Origin of the sequence: Bacillus sp. UNC69MF (assembly GCF_000746035.1) — a bacterium.
GTDB classification, from domain to species: domain Bacteria; phylum Bacillota; class Bacilli; order Bacillales; family Bacillaceae; genus Bacillus; species Bacillus velezensis.
On record NZ_KN050798.1, the window covers coordinates 1,076,851 to 1,095,180 of the forward strand.

The 18,330-nt window shown below is 49.8% G+C and carries 12 protein-coding genes; 1 reads left to right on the top strand and 11 read right to left on the bottom strand.

Annotated elements, in window-relative coordinates:
* The first annotated feature begins 51 nt into the window (after positions 1 to 51).
* The gene (locus tag BR62_RS0117030) at positions 52 to 642 is read left to right on the top strand and encodes an undecaprenyl phosphate transporter UptA (protein WP_032871608.1); all 591 of its coding nucleotides are present in this window, start codon (positions 52 to 54) and stop codon (positions 640 to 642) included.
* 53 nt (positions 643 to 695) lie between these two features.
* On the opposite strand, the gene BR62_RS0117035 is transcribed toward BR62_RS0117030, so the two are convergent.
* The 11 genes from BR62_RS0117035 to BR62_RS0117085 form a co-directional block, all read right to left on the bottom strand.
* Positions 696 to 2,225, bottom strand: a complete 1,530-nt coding sequence (locus tag BR62_RS0117035; RefSeq protein ID WP_032871609.1) for an acyl-CoA carboxylase subunit beta — start codon at positions 2,223 to 2,225, stop codon at positions 696 to 698.
* 17 nt (positions 2,226 to 2,242) lie between these two features.
* Positions 2,243 to 3,022 carry an enoyl-CoA hydratase gene (locus tag BR62_RS0117040; protein WP_032871610.1) on the bottom strand — a complete coding sequence of 260 codons (780 nt, stop codon included), beginning with the start codon at positions 3,020 to 3,022 and terminating at the stop codon, positions 2,243 to 2,245.
* 13 nt (positions 3,023 to 3,035) lie between these two features.
* Entirely contained in the window at positions 3,036 to 3,935 is a 900-nt protein-coding gene (locus tag BR62_RS0117045; RefSeq protein WP_007410122.1) for a hydroxymethylglutaryl-CoA lyase, read from the bottom strand.
* A 15-nt stretch (positions 3,936 to 3,950) separates the two neighbouring features.
* Complete coding sequence (locus tag BR62_RS0117050; protein WP_007410121.1) at positions 3,951 to 4,163, bottom strand: acetyl-CoA carboxylase biotin carboxyl carrier protein subunit; 213 nt, start codon at positions 4,161 to 4,163, stop codon at positions 3,951 to 3,953.
* Entirely contained in the window at positions 4,160 to 5,509 is a 1,350-nt protein-coding gene (locus tag BR62_RS0117055) for an acetyl-CoA carboxylase biotin carboxylase subunit (RefSeq protein ID WP_032871611.1), read from the bottom strand. Before BR62_RS0117055 ends, BR62_RS0117050 begins: the two co-directional genes overlap by 4 nt.
* Before the next feature lie 21 nt (positions 5,510 to 5,530).
* Positions 5,531 to 7,171 (bottom strand): AMP-binding protein, encoded by a 1,641-nt coding sequence (locus BR62_RS0117060; RefSeq protein ID WP_032871613.1) that lies wholly within the window; start codon positions 7,169 to 7,171, stop codon positions 5,531 to 5,533.
* Positions 7,172 to 7,216: 45 nt separating this feature from the next.
* Positions 7,217 to 8,359 (bottom strand): acyl-CoA dehydrogenase family protein, encoded by a 1,143-nt coding sequence (locus BR62_RS0117065; protein ID WP_007410118.1) that lies wholly within the window; start codon positions 8,357 to 8,359, stop codon positions 7,217 to 7,219.
* A gap of 140 nt (positions 8,360 to 8,499) precedes the next feature.
* Positions 8,500 to 10,038 (bottom strand): glycoside hydrolase family 10-like protein, encoded by a 1,539-nt coding sequence (locus BR62_RS0117070; RefSeq protein ID WP_007410117.1) that lies wholly within the window; start codon positions 10,036 to 10,038, stop codon positions 8,500 to 8,502.
* A gap of 121 nt (positions 10,039 to 10,159) precedes the next feature.
* Positions 10,160 to 10,540 (bottom strand): DUF1360 domain-containing protein, encoded by a 381-nt coding sequence (locus tag BR62_RS0117075; protein WP_007410116.1) that lies wholly within the window; start codon positions 10,538 to 10,540, stop codon positions 10,160 to 10,162.
* A gap of 72 nt (positions 10,541 to 10,612) precedes the next feature.
* The gene (locus tag BR62_RS0117080) at positions 10,613 to 14,416 is read right to left on the bottom strand and encodes a non-ribosomal peptide synthetase (RefSeq protein WP_032871615.1); all 3,804 of its coding nucleotides are present in this window, start codon (positions 14,414 to 14,416) and stop codon (positions 10,613 to 10,615) included.
* An 18-nt stretch (positions 14,417 to 14,434) separates the two neighbouring features.
* The coding region (locus BR62_RS0117085; protein WP_032871616.1) for a non-ribosomal peptide synthetase at positions 14,435 to 18,330 on the bottom strand (3,896 nt) is incomplete at its 5' end.

Below are 18,330 nucleotides of genomic sequence, written 5' to 3' on the forward strand. Positions count from 1 at the left end.
TTGTCAATCAGTCATATAATTGGGTAAAAAGATAAAGAGGTTGTGAACAGTGTGGGCAATTTTATTAGTGAAATATTATCCTGGCTGACAAGTATGGGCTATTTAGGGATTGCGCTCGGATTAATGATCGAAATCATTCCGAGTGAAATCGTTCTGGCTTACGGAGGCTACATGGTGTCAGAAGGCACGATCAGCTTTTTCGGCGCCATTGTCGCCGGTGTGATCGGGGGAACGATCGCGCAGTGCTTTATTTACTGGATCGCCCGTTATGGGGGACGGCCGTTTTTGGACAAGTACGGCAAGTACTTACTTCTGAAAAAGCATCATGTTGATGTTGCGGAAAACTGGTTTCGCCGTTACGGCGCCGGCGTTGTGTTCTCGGCGCGGTTTATCCCGGTCGTCAGACATGCGATCTCCATCCCGGCCGGCCTTGCGAAAATGCCTCTTTCCAAGTTTGTCATATTGACGACACTCGCCATTATTCCGTGGTCTGTCATTTTCGTTTATCTCGGGTATCAGCTCGGGGGACAGTGGAAAGACGTAGACAGCTATGCCGGAATGTATACAACTCCGATCATTATATTGGCTCTCGTATTTATTGTTGTTTATTTTGTTGTGAAGAAAATGAGATCAAGACTATGAAAAAAGACTGCATAAGAACGGCTGCGAGCCGGATCTATGCAGTCTTTTTTTATTTATACCGGGTATACGGGGTGTTTCCGGTGTGTGAATGTCAGTTGTTTGGACATGTAAGCAGTGAGGCGTTTATTGAGTTCTTCCCGCAAGGAATCAGCAGGAACAATGCCGTCAATCACCATTTCAGAAGCAAGCCGGTAAAGGTTAATGTCTTCCTTATATTCATCACGCTTTTCTTGAATAAAAGCCGGCCTTTCTTCAGTGGCTAGCTCACTGATTTTGTTTGCGTAGACCGCATTCACCGCTGCTTCAGGACCCATAACGGCAATTTGCGCAGTCGGAAGCGCTAAACAGCAGTCCGGTTCAAAAGCAGGCCCCGCCATCGCGTATAATCCGGCACCGTAGGCTTTTCTGACGATAACGGAAAGCTTCGGAACAGTCGCTTCCGCCATTGCGGAGATCATTTTTGCGCCATGCCTGATGATGCCCGCCTGCTCAACCTTCGTTCCGATCATGAATCCGGGAATGTCTGCTAAAAATAGAAGCGGAATATGGAATGCGTCGCACAAAGCGATAAATTTTGCGGCTTTATCCGCCGAATCGAGAAATAAAACCCCGCCTTTGACACGCGGCTGATTGGCGATAATGCCGACCGGCTGTCCGTGAATCCGCGCAAGCCCCGTTATTAATTCCTGCGCAAATAACGGTTTAATCTCAAAAAATGAGTCTTCATCAATGACACGTTCAATTAAATCCATCATGTTGAACGGTGCGTTTTGATGTGCCGGGATGACATCTGAGAGCGGTTTTTCAAAAGCTTTCGGGTTCTTAGATTTGTTGACGGGCGCTTTTTCAGTATAATTTGCCGGAAAGTAGCTGAGATATGTCTGCGCCATCATGATTGCTTCCTGTTCCGTCCGGGCGAGGAGATCACCGCAGCCTGATACGGAACAATGCATACGGGCGCCGCCCATTTCTTCAAGCGATACTTTCTCGCCAATCACCATTTCTGCCATACGCGGGGAACCTAAGTACATGGATGCATTGCCCTCAACCATAATGACAATGTCGCAAAAGGCCGGAATGTAAGCGCCGCCCGCAGCGGAAGGGCCGAACAATAAACAGATTTGCGGAATGCGGCCCGACAGCTTTACTTGATTATAAAAGATGCGGCCGGCTCCCCTTCTGCCCGGGAACATGTCGACCTGATCCGTAATTCTCGCACCTGCGGAATCGACTAAGTACAAGAGCGGACACTGAAGCTTTTCCGCCGTCTCCTGAATGCGGATGATTTTTTCCACCGTTTTCGCGCCCCACGAGCCCGCCTTTACGGTTGAGTCGTTTGCCATCACACAAACGGTTCTGCCGCCGATGGTTCCGATCCCGGTAACGACCCCGTCAGCCGGCAGTCCGTCTGACATGCACTCGGCGAAAAAAGCGTCTTCAACGGATATGCCGTCATCGAATAAAAGCTTCAGCCTGTCTCTTACAAAAAGTTTTCCCTTCTTTTCGTTGCTTGCGTGATATTTCGCGGCTCCTCCCTTTTCAATCGTTTTGCTGCGTGTCTGCCGTTCTTTTTCGTAATCCATCCGAGTCCCTCCATGTTTTATTTTCCTTTGTATTCAGGGGGTCTTTTTTCTTTAAAAGCGCGCAGGCCCTCTTCTCTGTCAAGTGTGGGGATGACTTGTTCATATGCTTTTCGTTCGATTTCGAGTCCTGTATTGAGATCTGTCTCCAGACCCTTGTTTATCGCGGATTTTGCTTGTCTGACGGCGATCGGCCCATTAGCGGCGATGCGGCCGGCCAGTGCTTTTGCTTTTTCCATAAGTTCATCGGCTTCACAAACATGCTCGATCAGCTTCATGTCTTTTCCCTCTTCGGCAGAAAGCCTTCGGCCGGTATAGATCAATTCTTTTGCCGCGCCGGGACCGATAAGCCGGGGCAGTCTCTGCGTTCCGCCCGCTCCGGGAATGATCGCAAGCCCTGTTTCAGGAAGGCCCAGGCCCGCCCGGCTGACGGCGATTCTGATATCGCAGGCGAGAGCGAGTTCAAGGCCTCCTCCGACAGCAGTTCCGTTCAGCGCTGCAATGACCGGCTGCGGGAGAGCTTCAATGGATGCGGCCGTTTCACCGATACGCCTGACGCTTTGCTTAACCTGTTCATGATTCATCCCCGCTCTTTCTTTTAAATCAGCACCGGCGCAAAATGTGTTCCCGGTGCCGGTGAGAATGACACAACGAATGAATGGCGAGTTTTTGATGTCTTCAATCACACGCTGTAAATGATCAATCATGTCTGAAGACAGCGAGTTGGCCGCATGCGGGCGGTTCAGCGTGATCAGACCGATCGTTTCTTGACAGACGGAATACAAGACGCAATCTCCCATGGCTTCTCCTTTCTCATTTCGTTCTGAATGCCTGCAGGTTTCTGCTTGGCAGGTCTTTGCCTATTTTATCCGCGATCCAGCCGGCGGCATAAAGAAGTTTATTCATGTCCGTCCCGGTATCAATCCCCATTTGTTCGAGCATATAAATGACGTCTTCTGTGGCAGCGTTTCCTGCTGATCCAGGGGCGTACGGGCAGCCGCCAAGCCCGCCTGAGGAAGTATCAAAGGATGTGATGCCCATATCAAGAGCGGGAATGATATTCGCTAGAGCCGTTCCTCTTGTATCATGGAAATGGAGTGCAATTTTTGAGGCGGGAATTCTCGGCAAAAGGGCTTCAAGCACGGCTATGACCTGCAAGGGGTTTGCCGCGCCGATCGTGTCGCCGAGCGATATTTCATCAACACCCATTTCGAGCAGGGTGTCTGACAGGCGGATGACTTGTTCGACCGGCACGTTCTGTTCGTACGGACAGCCGAACACAGTGGACAGATAAGCTCTCGTCGCCATTTTTTCAGCTTTTGCTTCAGTAATAACCCGCCTGAGCTCTTGAACGGTCCGGTCAATCGGTTTGTTTACGTTTTTTTGGTTATGGGTTTCGCTTGCAGATAAAAATACACATGCCTGATCGATTCCGCCTTCTGCCGCATGCTCCAGTCCGATGAGGTTCGGAACGAGAGCCGCGTAGACCGTATGTTCAGATCTGGCAATGCCTTTTGCGACGTCCAGGCTGTCACGAAGAGCCGGAATCCATCTCGGATGCACGAATGATGTCACTTCGATATAGGGAAGGCCTGTTTTTGACAGCATATTGATCCACTCAATCTTATCTTCTGTATCCACCCACGCCGATTCATTCTGCAAGCCGTCACGCGGTCCTACTTCATTGATGCGGACATGTTTCGGACAGTTCATGCTGCACCTCCCGTTTTATTGAAGTTCAATCAGGACCTCTCCTTCATCAGTGAAATCACCTTCTGATTTTTTCACTTCTTTCACCGTACCCGCTGCATCAGCGATAATCGGAATTTCCATTTTCATAGATTCCAAGATGGCCACTTCCTGTCCTTCTTCAATGACATCACCCGGCTTCACATGAATTTTCCACAGGTTTCCCGCCATTTGAATTTTTATGACGCTCATTTGGACGCCCCCTCGTTCATTGTTTGTAAAAAACCGGTTGTTGCCTCGCCCTTTTCAAACACTTCTGAATAGGCAATTTTTGTAAGCAACGGAATGTTGGTTTTAATCCCTTCTACATGATATTCGCCAAGAGCGGTTTTCAGTTGTTCAATGGCTTGTTTTCTCGTATTCGCCGTGACGATCATTTTGGCAATCATCGGATCGTAAAACGGAGAAATGACGCTTCCCTTTTCGACGGCGCATTCGTGTCGCACTGACGGGTGTCTTAAAACGGAAAAAGACGAGATGGTACCGGGTGACGGGTAAAAGGTGACCGGATCTTCCGCATAGATCCGCACTTCAATCGCATGACCGCGGTGGTTGATATCTTTCTGCGAGAAAGGCAGCGCCTGCCCAGCGGCAATTTTCAGCTGTTCTTCCACAAGATCCAGTCCTGTAATTTCTTCTGTCACCGGATGCTCCACCTGCAGTCTTGTGTTCATCTCTAAAAAATAGATTTGTTTCTTTTGGTCGACGAGAAATTCTATTGTGCCTGCATTTTGGTAGCCGATCGATTTTGCGGCTTTAACGGCGGTTTCACCGAGTCTTTGTCTTAATTCATCGTCAACAAACGGCGACGGCGCTTCTTCTATCACTTTTTGGTGGCGCCTTTGGACTGAACAGTCACGTTCAAACAGATGAACGGTGTTGCCGAAAGAATCTGCGAGTATCTGAATTTCAATATGACGGGCATTTTCAATGACCTTTTCCATATACATTGCGCCGTCTCCAAAAAAGGAGGCGGCCCGCTTTTGATTGCCTTCAAACGCTTTGGCCAGCTCTTCTTCTGAATGTACGATCTGCATGCCGATTCCGCCTCCTCCTGCGGATGCTTTCAGCATGACCGGAAAACCGATGGCACGGGCTTCGGCTAAGGCGGAGTGAACATCGGGCAATGGCTCTGAAACACCGGGAACGATCGGGACCTTTGCTTTTTGCATCGTTTTTCGGGCTTCAATCTTGCTTCCCATCTTGGCGATGATATCACCGGGCGGACCGATAAATGTGATTTGTTCCTTTCGGCAGCGTTCGGCGAACAGGCTGTTTTCTGACAGAAGCCCGTAGCCCGGATGAATGGCGTTCGCTCCGGCGGATTTGGCGGCTTCTATGATTCTGTCGATATGTAAATAGCTTTCATTTACTCTCGATTTACCGATCGGATAGGCCTCATCAGCCGCTTTTACATGCAGCGCGTCCCGGTCGGCTTCTGAATACACAGCTGCCGAGGGGATGCCGAGACGTTTGCAGGTGCGGATAATTCGTAAGGCGATTTCTCCTCTGTTGGCAATCAGGACTTTTTTAAACAAATGTGAAGCACTCCCTTTTCATTAAGTTAACTTGAGCTCTTCAATCGTTTTTTCCCGCAGCTTGAATTTCTGAATTTTTCCTGAGGCTGTCATTGGATATTCATCTGTAAACAAAACGTACCTGGGGACTTTATAGCGGGCGATATGTTCTTTGCAAAAGGTTCTGATGTCTTCTGCGGAAGCGGTTTGTCCGTCTTTGAGCCTGATCCACGCCGCGGCCTCTTCTCCGTATTTCGGATCAGGCACGCCGACGACCTGAACGTCCGCCACTGCGGGATGCCGATATAACATTTCCTCAATCTCGCGCGGATAGATATTTTCGCCGCCCCTGATCAGCATGTCTTTCAGACGGCCCGTGATTTTGCAGTATCCGTCCTCGTCCATGACCGCCAAATCACCGGTATGCAGCCAGCCGTCTTTGTCTATCGCTTCTTCGGTCGCTTCTTGATTTTTATAATAGCCTTTCATGACATGATATCCGCGGGTGCAGAGCTCTCCTTGTTCGCCCCTGGCGGCTTCTTGGGATGTTCCGGGCCGAACGATTCTGACTTCGATATGGGGAAGCGCGCGCCCCGCTGTTTCCACTCTTCTTTCAAACGGATCATCTGTTCTTGTCTGCGTAATGACAGGTGATGCTTCGGTCTGTCCGTAGGCAATTGTAATGTCAGTCATCCCCATTTTGCCGATCACTTCTCTCATGACTTCCGCCGGGCATGGCGAGCCTGCCATAATCCCGGTTCGGACGTGGGAAAGATCATATTCAGAAAAACGGCTGTCATTTAGGAGGGCGATAAACATCGTCGGTACACCGTGCAGAGCCGTGCAGGCTTCTTGCTCCACCGTTTTCAGAACGGCCGGCGGAGAAAACTGTTCGATCGGAATCATCGCCGCACCCGCGGAAACACATGCCAGCACGCCGAGCACGCACCCAAAGCAGTGGAAAAACGGCACGGGAATACATAAACGGTCACATGAAGTAAGCTTCATGCATTCTGCGATATTGGCCGCGTTATTTACGATATTAAAATGTGAGAGCATGACGCCTTTCGGAAATCCGGTCGTACCTGATGTATATTGCATATGAATGCAATCATCCTTTTTCAGGCTGTCCATCCTTCCGTCAAGCGCTGCATCCGTTACAGCTTCGGCATTATCCAGCAATGAATCCCAACGGTGCATCCCGGGCAGGCTTTTATCACCGATATATAACACCGTCCTTAAAAAGGGATAACGTTTCGAACGCAGCCTGCCGCGCTCACAAGTTTTCAGCTCCGGAATTAGCTTATTCACCATCTCAACATAAGATGTCTGCCGGTAGGAATCCATGATTATCAAGGCCGAGACGTCTGAATGCGCCAGCAGATAATCGAGCTCTGCGATTTGAAAATTGGTATTAATGGTGACCAGAACGGCGCCGATTTTCGCCGTTGCAAATTGCGCCGCGAGCCATTCCGGAATGTTGGATGCCCATATGGCAACATGATCTCCTTTTTCAACTCCCAGCTTCATCAGCCCTTTTGCGGTTTGCCGGCATAACCGGTCAAACTCGGCATACGTATAACGAAGGCCGCGCTCAGGGTAAACAACCGCTTCACGATCCGGAAAAAGCTCCGCGGTCCGCTCAAGCAGCTTTCCGGCTGTTAAATGGATAAGTTCAGCCATATGACCTGCCCCCCTTCCATCCCTGTCTTAGTAAACGTTTTCATTTCACTTCAAAAGCTGTCTTGCGATGACCATTCTTTGAATTTCTGACGTTCCTTCGCCAATCTCCATCAGCTTTGCGTCACGAAGCATACGTTCGACGCCGCATTCCTTCATATAACCGGAACCGCCATGAATTTGGATGGCCTGAAGGCATGTTCTGACGGCCATTTCTGAAGCATAAAGCTTGGCGAATGCAGCTTCTTTCGTAAATGGCAGGTTTTGATCCTTCAGCCATGCCGCTTTAAGCACCATCTGTCTGGCAAGGTCAATTTCCATCGCCATATCGGCCAGCTTAAATTGAATGGCTTGAAATGACGATATCGGACTGCCGAACTGCTTGCGTTCCTTCGCATATGACAGCGATGCCTCCAGTGCGCCTTGAGCGATACCGACAGCCAGTGCCGCAATCGAGATCCGCCCGCCGTCTAATGTATATAAAAATTGTTTAAAACCTTTTTCAGGATCACCGAGCAGGTTATCGGCAGGCACCCTGACATCCTCCAGCACAAGTTCGGCCGTATCCGACCCTCTCACACCCATCTTGTCGTACGGATTTGTGATCGTAAATCCCGGTGTGTCTGTCGGGACGATGAGAGCTGAAATGATCGGTTTTCCGGCGGAGTTCTTTCCCGTAACGGCGGTGACAATGACCGTGCGGGCGTAATTTGCGTTTGTGATCCAGCATTTCTCTCCGTTTATCACATAGTCATCGCCCTTTTTCTCGGCTTTTGTCTGGGTTCCGCCAGCATCGGAACCGGCATTCGGCTCTGTCAGCCCGAATGATCCGAGCGCTTTTCCCGAAGCAAGCGGAATAAGATGTTCTTGCTTTTGTTGGTCAGTACCGAAATAGTATAATGGGCTTGCGCCGAGTGACACGGCCGCCGCGTAGCTCAGCCCCGTGCTGCCGCAGGCTTTTCCGATTTCTTCGACCGCTGCTGCATATGAAATGGTATCACCGCCCGCCCCGCCGTATTCTTCCGGAAACGGAATTCCGAGCAGCCCGAGTTCGCCTATTTTTTTAAATGTGTCTATCGGGAAGACGGCCGATTGATCAACCTCATGGGCTTTCGGGGCAATTTCATTTTTGGCGAAATCTCTGACCATTTCGCGCACCATCTGCTGTTCTTTTGTCAGTTGAAAATTCATTAACCTTCCTCCTTCTGCTGCTTTCTACATTTTATTAATGGGGGTCTTTATTCATTCCATCCAAATAAAGTCTGAACATTCGGACTCATCCGCTACAAAAAAACTGACAGCGCCGCAACTGTCAGTTTTATTAATAATGGCTATTTAATTGTCCGTTTTGCGGAGGGACGGCTCTCATGGTGAAGCCTGTCAACGGAAGTAACGAAATAGGTGCAGGCTTCTTTCGCCCGAATATCAGTATCTGAAAATGTCTGCGTCCGTGACGATGTTTTTCTGACTGTATCCACTAAATAAGGCTGCTTTCCCTTTTCTGCGCGGTAAATGGCGTAATAAGCCGTTTTTTTACCGTTGGATTTCGCATCTTCGATATAGAGTGTATGGCCTGAAGCGTTCTTCTCCGCCCGTTTGACAGCCGGTTTTTTTAAAGCGGAATGTCCGAGCCAAGGCATCTCGGGAATTAATGCGGGCCGGCTGTACATGTCTTTGATCAAACGGTTTTTTACATCGAGCGGATTACGGTTTAAATCCTTTAAACTGAAATGCATGCTGCCTTTTATCCATGCTGATCCCCTGTTTAGAGTAATCTGCCTTCCGTATTCCCCCGGGTCGGCCCAGGCCGGATCAGCGTTGTTGTTGATTTTATAAGCTGCCTGCCCGATATATAAATGCACCGGCCGATTGTTCACTTCTTTTCCCCACCAATCCGCTAAGACGTCATATGCCGCCGCTTTAAATCCGATGCTCCAGTAAATTTGCGGTGCGATGTAATCAATGTATCCTTTTTGGATCCATTCTCTCGTATCAGCATATAAATCATCATAGTTCCGCACCCCTGCGGCCGTTTCGGAGCCTGTCGGGTCATCTGCGGCATTTCTCCATACGCCGAACGGGCTGATTCCGAATTTGACATAAGGTTTTTCTCGTTTGATGGTTTGGTTGATTTCTTTTACAAGCCGGTTGACGTTATCCCTGCGCCAGTCATCAACTGATGCAAAGTGAGCTTTTCCGTACCGTTCGTATTCCGCCTGATCGGGGAATTCCTGTCCGGCAATTTTATAAGGATAAAAATAATCATCCATATGAACCGCATCAATGTCATAACGGCTGACCACCTCTTTGATTCCATCCGTTATAAATTGTCTTACTTCCGGAATGCCCGGATTGTAGTACAGCTGTTTTCCGTATGCAGCGACCCAGTCCGGATGCGAACGCGCGGGATGATCATCTGAAAGCGCATTCAAATTTGTGTGATTCATCGTGATCCGGTAAGGATTGAACCAAGCGTGAAATTCAAGATTCCGTTTATGTGTCTCTTCAACTAAAAAAGCAAGCGGATCGTAGCCGGGATTTTTGCCTTGTGTTCCTGTCAGATACTCTGACCAAGGCCCGTAATCTGATGGATAAAAAGCATCAGCCGCAGGCTTAATTTGGACGATAACGGCGTTCATTCCCATCTCCTGAACGTCATCCAGCAGCTTGCTGTATTCTCTTTTTTGCTCTTCCGGTGACAGCCCTTTTTTAGAGGGCCAGTCGATATTGGTGACAGACGCGATCCATACGGCTCTCATTTCTCTCTCCGGCTGAGTGCCGCTTGCTTGTGCGGATGCTGAGAATGTAAAGATGCCGGCTGTCAGTACAACGGCCAAAAACCATATCATGCTAAAACGGCAGCTTTTCATGTTTTTCCCCCTCTCTGCTTTACGGTATTCCGAAGCATTCCGGGCGGTGAATCAGAAAGCCTGCTTTGCTCCTCTCAGCCTAAAAGGGAAAGAAAAAAGTCCTAAAGCGAATCAAAACGCTTCAGGACTTTTTATGTTTCATAGCGGCGAGCACGTCAATGACCTTCGTTCCGACGCCGACACACGTTTCAAGAATGGCCTGCGCTCCGGCGATGGACAAAATGAAAATAACCGGATGTGCATAGCGGGGCCAGACCAAGTAGCAGATGCCGATCAATATGGCGCACCAGACGCCCGCACACCAATAACATTGCAGCATATAACCGAATGCGGAGGAAGGGACTTTTTTTTGGACGGCACGCCCGTTTTGATCGACGGTTTTTTCTTGCTTTATAAAGGGTTTTCTTATGAATTCCGTAATCTTATCAAATACGATCAAATGGGTCAGCCGGTAGCTGGCAAGAATGATCATTACATACGTAAGCCAAGATAGGTTCGTCATGTCAAAGCCTCCAAAAAACTGGTTTGATTCCCCTATCTTGCCCTCTGTCATCCTGAACCATTCTGCCGGATGTTACAGATGCCGCGCCAAGCGTCTTCCGCTGTTTGCAATGATGTCCAGTATGACCTCAGCATTTTGCTGTGCAAAGGCGGGTTCAAACATATCTTTATGGGCGCCCCCGCCTTGATATTCCTGATAGAGTCCCGTTGTGGCGCCTTCCCATTTCATCGGCTCGGTCTTATCACTGTGCTCTTCCTTTATGCCGGCCTCGATAAAATGGAGGTTTGCCGCGATTTGGCCGTCATTTATCAGTTCCGCCCAGTACGTTTGATAGCGCTCTGTTTTTCGGATGACCGCTTCCCTGACGGCTTCCGGGACATTTTCGGCTGTTGCGTTTGTTGGCTGCGGCGGCAATGTGTCAAGCTTTCTGTACGCGTCTGCGATAATGACGTCGCTGATTTCTAAGCCGCGCTTTTCCATCGCTTTTGCCGCCTCGAATGCCGTATTGCCGCCTGCCGAATATCCGAAGAGTATATAAGGGCCTTCCGGCTGGATTTCCAGCATTTTATCAATGTATTGTTCCATTCTGCTGTCTTCTTCAATAAAGTTAAAACCGTACACAGCAGCCCGTTCGTTTAATGCCGCCGCAAGATCTTTAAAGAAAATCCCGAAACCTGAGATAGGCGGAAAACAGAAAAGATTTCGGCCTTTCGGCTGGTTCAGTCTGCTGATATGCTGCTCTGCAGCTTCTGTCAGTGTGTTTGAATACAGCTTTTCAGCCAATTGTTCAATTGTCGGATATTCAAATATCATTTCAATTGGCACATCCATCTGCTGCCTGGTCTTCAGCTGATGAATCACTTGCAATGCTTTCAAAGAATGGCCGCCCAGCTCAAAGAAGTCATCCTGTATGCCCAGCTCCCTGCAGCCGAGGATCGGCGTCCAAATGTCGATCAGCTCACGCTCTACCCAGTTTCGTGGCGGAACGGCTTTTGATGACGTTTTTTTCCGTTCTGGCGCAGGCAGCCCGCGGCGGTCCACTTTGCCGTTTGCGGTAAGCGGCATACGGTCAAGCTTCATCACATACTGAGGAATCATATAGTCGGGAAGCGACCTGGCCAACAGGGATCGAATGGCTCTTTCTTCAACATGTGCGCCTGTATAATACGCACAAAGGATTGCTTCTTGTCCTTCGTCTGACACGATGACTGCCGCTTCCCTGATTCCATCAATTTCAGTCAAGCGCGCTTCGATTTCGGCCGGCTCAATCCGCTTCCCGCGAATCTTGAATTGGCGGTCGATACGGCTGATGTATCCGATGCTTCCATCAGGCAGCCAGTGTGCCAAGTCGCCTGTTTTGTAGATCTTTTCTTCAGGATGAACCGGGTGGCTGACAAACGCTTCACTTGTTAAGTCAGGCCTGTTTAAATAGCCTTTGGCAACCCCGTCACCGCCGACACAAAGCTCACCGGGCACGCCGATCGGCGCAAGTCCGCCATTTTTATCAATGATATACGCGGTTGAATTGCTGATCGGTTTTCCGATTGGGATCGGCTGAGAAAAATCGTGCCTGATTTCGTAAAAGGTAGAAAATGTCGTATTTTCTGTCGGTCCGTATATGTTATAAAGGCTGAGATTCGGACAGCGGTGTCTGACCTTATTGATGAGCGCCGGGGACAATGCTTCTCCGCCGACATATAAGGTGTGCAACCCAGAAAACATCTCCGGATCTGCCTGGGCGAACTGGTTAAAGAGCGCCGTCGTCAAAAACAGAATCGTAATACGGTTGGAAGAAAGATAATTGCCGAACCTCTCAGGGGCAAGCATTGTCGAGCGGTCAACCACATGAAGACATGCTCCGTTCAAAAGCGCTCCGAAGATTTCAAACGTCACTGCATCAAAACCGATGGACCCTGTCAGAATGAGACGGTCCGACATGCCAGCCGACGTGTAATTGCTGTTTGACACGAGCGATACGACGTTTCGGTTGGAAATCATCACGCCCTTCGGTTTTCCTGTTGAACCGGATGTATACATAATATAGGCAAGGTCATCAGGTGCTGTATCGGTATTCAGTTTTCCCGCATCAGGTGTTTGTTTTTCAGCTGCAGCCGGGATAGAGATGATGTGAGAAAAGTCAATGTCAGTCTCAATTCCTTTTTGTACCGTTAACAGCTGTGCTCCGCTCTCAGTGAGCATATCGGCGATCCTGTCGGTTGGCAGTTCTGCATCAAGAGGAAGGTACGTCCCTCCCGCTTTCAATACAGCGAGAACAGCGATGATAAATTCCGGTGAGCGTTCGGCCAGAATCCCGGCAATTCCCTTTGGCGCCAGACCGTTTTCCAGCAGGGTGCGGGCGAATGCAGTTGACCGTTCATCGAGCTCCCGGTACGTCATCGTCAGCCCGCCGGCGTGAAGCGCCTGATGGTCCGGGGTTTTCTTCACCTGTCGGCTGAACAGGCTGATGATGCTTTCATCTCTTTCATAAGTTGTTTTCGTGTCATTAAATTCGCCGATTATTCTTGATTTTTCCTTTTGTCCGAGCATCGGAAGCCGATCAGCGGGAACATCGGGATTGAAGGCGGCGCCGCGCAGAGCTTCTTCCAAGTGTCCTTTTACGCTCTCTATCCATACTTCGTCATAAACGTTCGCATTGTAGCTGAATTTGATGAGCAGCTCATCGCCAGGCGCTATGATGAGGTTAAAATCGTAGCCCGATTGTTCCGAAACGTTGACATTCCCGATCCGGAATGGTGCATCCGATTCCTTTTCCGCGTCTTTCATCTGCTGCTGAATCGGATAATTTTCAAACACGATAATATGGTCGATTAAATCCTGTTTCAGCTCAGTCTGCGATTGGATGTCAGCAAGCGGATGATAGCTGAACGCCTCTGAGTCAAGCATTTCTTTCTGCAAGCGGCCCAGCAGTTCTCTAAAGCTTTCGTCACCCGTTTTAATGCGTACCGGAACGGTATTGATAAACAGCCCGATCATGCTTTCCACGCCGTCAATGACGGAAGGCCGCCCTGATACGACGGCGCCGAATACGGCATCGTCCGTCCGGTTGTAGCGCTGCAGCATAAGGCCCCATACAGTCTGCATAAGAACTGCGAGCGTAGCGCCCTCTTCTTTGGCGATGGTTTTCAGCTTGTCCGTCAGGTTTTGATCTATAGAAAACAGCAGCTCTTCCTTGCGGTAGCCTTTTTCCTGGGGACGGGCCGATATTTTCGGGAGTCCTGAGGGTGTCTCGCAGCCTGCTAAATATCCTTTCCAATACTCAGAAGCCGCGTCTTTGTCCTGAGCAGTCAGCCATGTAATATAAGTGCTGTAAGGCTTTGCGGGTGCCAGTGTGACAGGTGAGCCTGATTCAATCGCCCGGTACATATGCATGAATTCCTGAAGGACGATGCCGAGGCACCAGCCGTCCATAAGGATGTGATGGTGACTCCAGACGCATACATATTTTTCGTCAGCCGTTTTAAACAAAGAAACGCGCATCAGCATATCCTTTTGCAAGTCAAAGCCTTTTAAGCGGTCACGTTCCTTAAATCGTTGTAAATAGATGCTCTGTTCCGCTTCGTCCAAATGTGTAAGATCTTCGCGGTGCAGCCGGAATTCCCGCTCACGCAGCACAACTTGGCGGGGGCCGTTCAGCTGAGCGACATGAGGTAAAAAAACCGTTCTGAAAATATCGTGACGGCTGATGACAGACTGTACGCTTTGCTCAAACAATTCCGGACGAAGCCGGCCTTTTATGGTGAAGACGGATTGCTCGATATATGCAGCCCCCTCCTTTTGCAGAAAGGAATGAAAAAGCATTCCTTCCTGCATTCGGCTGAGGGGATAAATATTTTGGATATTTTTTGTTTTGTCCATGTGTTCCTCCCGCTCGGTTTAGTGGAAGCTGAGTAAGTCGGCAATATCCTGCAATGCTTCCTCAGTCAGCTCCCGATCATCAAAGTCACTGACGGTCTTCTCCGTATCGGTTTTGCTGAGGCAGTGTTCCGACAGTTTCAGGAGATAATACCGGCAGCTTTCGGACAGCCGTTCGATCGTATCTTGCCGGAAGCGCTCCGTTTCATAGGAAATGCTGACGGTCATCCGGCCTTTTGCCGCAATCGCGCTGATTTCAAGTGACTGCTCCCGTTTCCATGTATCTGTCACATCATCTCCGCCTCCCAAAGGAGAAAACTGAAACGCGTCAGGCTGTTCCGTTTCTGCCGGGTTCCCGCCGGGCGCATCGAATTGTCCGAGATAATTAAAGCTGATCTCCGGTGCTTTCCCGAAAGTCATCCCGGCAAGCTTCGGCGGTGTTAAATATTTGAGGACGCCGTATCCGTTCCCTTTATCCGGAATGCGCCGCAATGTGTCTTTGACGGATTTCAATGTGCGAATTTCATATTCTTCAAGAGGTTCATAAACTCCGCTCCGGAAAAGCACCGGGTAAATGGAAGTGAACCACCCCACTGTCCTGCTGATGTCCGCACCTGCCTGCTCTGATTGGCGTCCGTGTCCTTCAAGGGCGATTTTCAAAGCGTGCCGCGGCGACCACTTTTGAATGGCAAGCACGGCGGAAGCCAAAAGCACATCTTGCGTATCCGTATTGTAGGCACTGTGCACATCTTTCAACAGGGCGTCCGTTTCACTTTCTGTCAGAGTGAAGGATACCGTGTTCCGTTTTTTTGCAGGAGTTTGAGATAAATCTGCCTGTTCGTAAGGAAGACTTTCTGTTTCATAGTGTTCAATCTCCCGCCAATACTCCGCCTGCTGAAGAAGCTGTTTACTTTCGGCATAATCGGCCAGCTGCTCCGTATATGTTTTGAATGACATGGTTTTCGGAGGGAGTTTGATTTCCTGTCCAGAGACGGCCTGTTCATAAGCAGAAGCCAAGTCTTCCAATAAAATCCGCCATGATATCCCGTCGACAGCGAGATGATGGACCGTCAGAAACAAGTAATCTTCTGCTTCAGAGCGGAACAGCCCCGCCTGTACCAGCGGCCCGTTCTCTAAATCCATGTTTCTCTGAAGCTCTGCGACGCGGCGTTTTACAAAACGTTCCTTCTCATGCTCATCGCCTTCCATTTCTAATATGGTCAGGCTGTAAAGCTGCTCATCTGCGAGGTCAGCCGGTCTGTTGAAGAGGAGAAGACCTTTCTCTTCGTCTTTTTTGCAGACAATGCGCAAGGCATCATGATGAACGGTAATGGCTTTTAACGTTTTCCTCAGAGCCTCTTCATCTATTGAATTTGCTCTCGTCAGCATGACGGACTGGTTAAAATGATTTGCTTCCTTCATGTCTTGTGTGAAGAACCATTTGTGAATCGGCGACCACTTCACTTCTCCTTCTGCAGGAGCTTGGCTGACCGGCTGCCGCTCTGTACGGACATAAGGCGCCAGCTCCCTAATTGTCGGCCGGCTGAAAATATCTTTTACGGCGATCTGTTTTCCTGCCTGATGTAATCGGGCTGATACTTGCAGGGCTTTAATGGAATCGCCGCCCAGTTCAAAAAATGATTGATCCGCGGCAATGTTTTCAGTTCCGAGCACTTCGCTCCAAATCGCGGACAGCTCTTTTTCCATGTCGCTTTCAGGCTCGGTAAATGCCCGTCCGGTGTGCGCTTTTTTCCGCGGCTCAGGAAGCGCGCGGCGGTCAAGCTTCCCGTTCGGTGTGACAGGCAGGGCTTCAAGTGTTTCAAAGAACGCCGGCACCATATAAGCGGGCATTTCATTTCTGAGTGCTTGCTGCACAGTTTCACTTTCTGTTCCTTCTTCTGTCACGATATAAGCGCATAGTTCCGTTTGGCCTGCTGATGCGGGCAGAGCGGTGACGGCTGCTTCTTTGACTCCTTTTATGCCTGTTAAGGCGGATTCAATTTCTTTCAGTTCCACCCGGTAGCCTCTGATTTTGACTTGCTCGTCCATTCGGCCGATATACTGCAGCGTGCCGTCCGGCAGCCATTTTGCCAGGTCGCCCGTGCGGTACATGCGCCGGTTCTTCTGGAACGGGTCTTGGACAAAGGCTTGGGCCGTTTGCTTAGGAAGATTGCGGTACCCTCTTGCAAGGCCGGAACCCGAAATGCAAAGTTCTCCCGTTACACCGATCGGCTGCGGATGATCTCCGTTTAAAATATAAACGTGTGAATGCTCAATCGGACGGCCGATCGTGATGTTCTTACTTTGTTCTATATGTCTTGCCGCTGTAGTGGCGACGCTGTTTTCCGTCGGGCCGTACTCATTGGCAAGCTCAGTGTGTGGACAAACTGATAAACTGCGGCTGATAATGTTTTGGTCGACAGCTTCTCCCGCTAATGTGACAATTCTGAGAGACTCTGCATCCCCCGGCTCCAGTACGTCAAGCAGTGTACGGTACAGTACGGGAACAATGATCATGTGAGTGATGCGGTAAGATGCAAGATAGTGTTTAATAGCAAGAATATCTCTTGCTTCATCTTCGGCTAAAACGGCCGCTTTCGCACCGGAAATCAGCGGTGTGAACATGCTTGTTACAAACCCGTCAAATGAAAATGAAAAGAGCTGAAGAATCGTATCTTTCTCATTCAGATCATAAAATCCGCTCCGCCATTGAAGGGTTTGGCTGACGGATCGATGTTCGACCATAACCCCTTTCGGCCTGCCTGTCGTTCCCGATGTATAAATGATGTAAGCCAAATCTTCCGGTGCTGATAATGACTGGACCGGCGAAGCATCCTGTTCTTGAATATCCTCCAGTGCGAGCACTTCACCGTTAAAACGATCAGGCACTTGTTCTATCGCACCGTGTGCGGTAAGGAGAAGCGCTGTGCCGCTGTCTGAGATGATATATTGCTTGCGTTCCTCCGGATATTCAGGATCTATCGGGACGTAAGCTCCTCCGGCTTTCCAAACCCCGAAGACTGCCGCTACTTGTTCCGGCGATCTTGGTATCACAATGCCGACGGCTGCATCAGGTCCGATCTGCCGTTTTTGCAGGGCTCTGGCGATTTTATTCGACCAGTCATCTAATTCTTTGTATGTGATCAATGTTTCCCCGCTGATAAGGGCCGCGGCATCAGGTGTTTTTCGCGCCTGGGTGATGAACAGTTCATGAACTGTTTTTTCAGGCAGCTGTTGATCCGTCATGCCGTTAAAGTCCGAAAGAATCCGGTTCCGTTCCGGAGCAGTCAGCATGCTGATCGCTTGTAAAGAAGTTTCCGGTTCACGGACAATGTGTTCAAGCATCGTCATAAAGTGGGAAGCCCAGCGCTGCATCGTTTCTTTCCGGAATAAAGACGCCGCATATTCAAACAGAAAATGAATCTGTCCCCCGCCTTCAGAAGCCTGCAAAGTGACATCAAATTTGGAAACCGGACGGGACACGTCCGCATTCTGAATATGCAAACCGTCCAACAGCAGTTCCTCATGCTCTATATTCTGGACGACAAGCATGGCGTCAAACAGCGGATTGCGGCTTGTGTCCCGCTGCACCCCGAGCCGCTCCACAAGCTCTTCAAACGGGTAGTCCTGATGCTCATACGCCTCAAGCGCAGCCTGGCGGACTTCCGCCAAATAATCGGTGAACCGTTTGTCCCCTTTCGGCTCCGTTCTGATGGCGAGCGTGTTGACGAACATGCCGAGAATCGGTTCAAGGTCTTTGTGCGGGCGCCCGGCAATCGGCGAGCCGACGATGATGTCTTCCTGCCCGCTCAAGCGTGCGAGTAACGTATTGTACGCGGCGAGAAGCACCATATACAAAGTGGAGCCGTGATCCCGGGCGATGCGGTGAAGGCCGGATGCCGTTTCAGCGTCAAGCG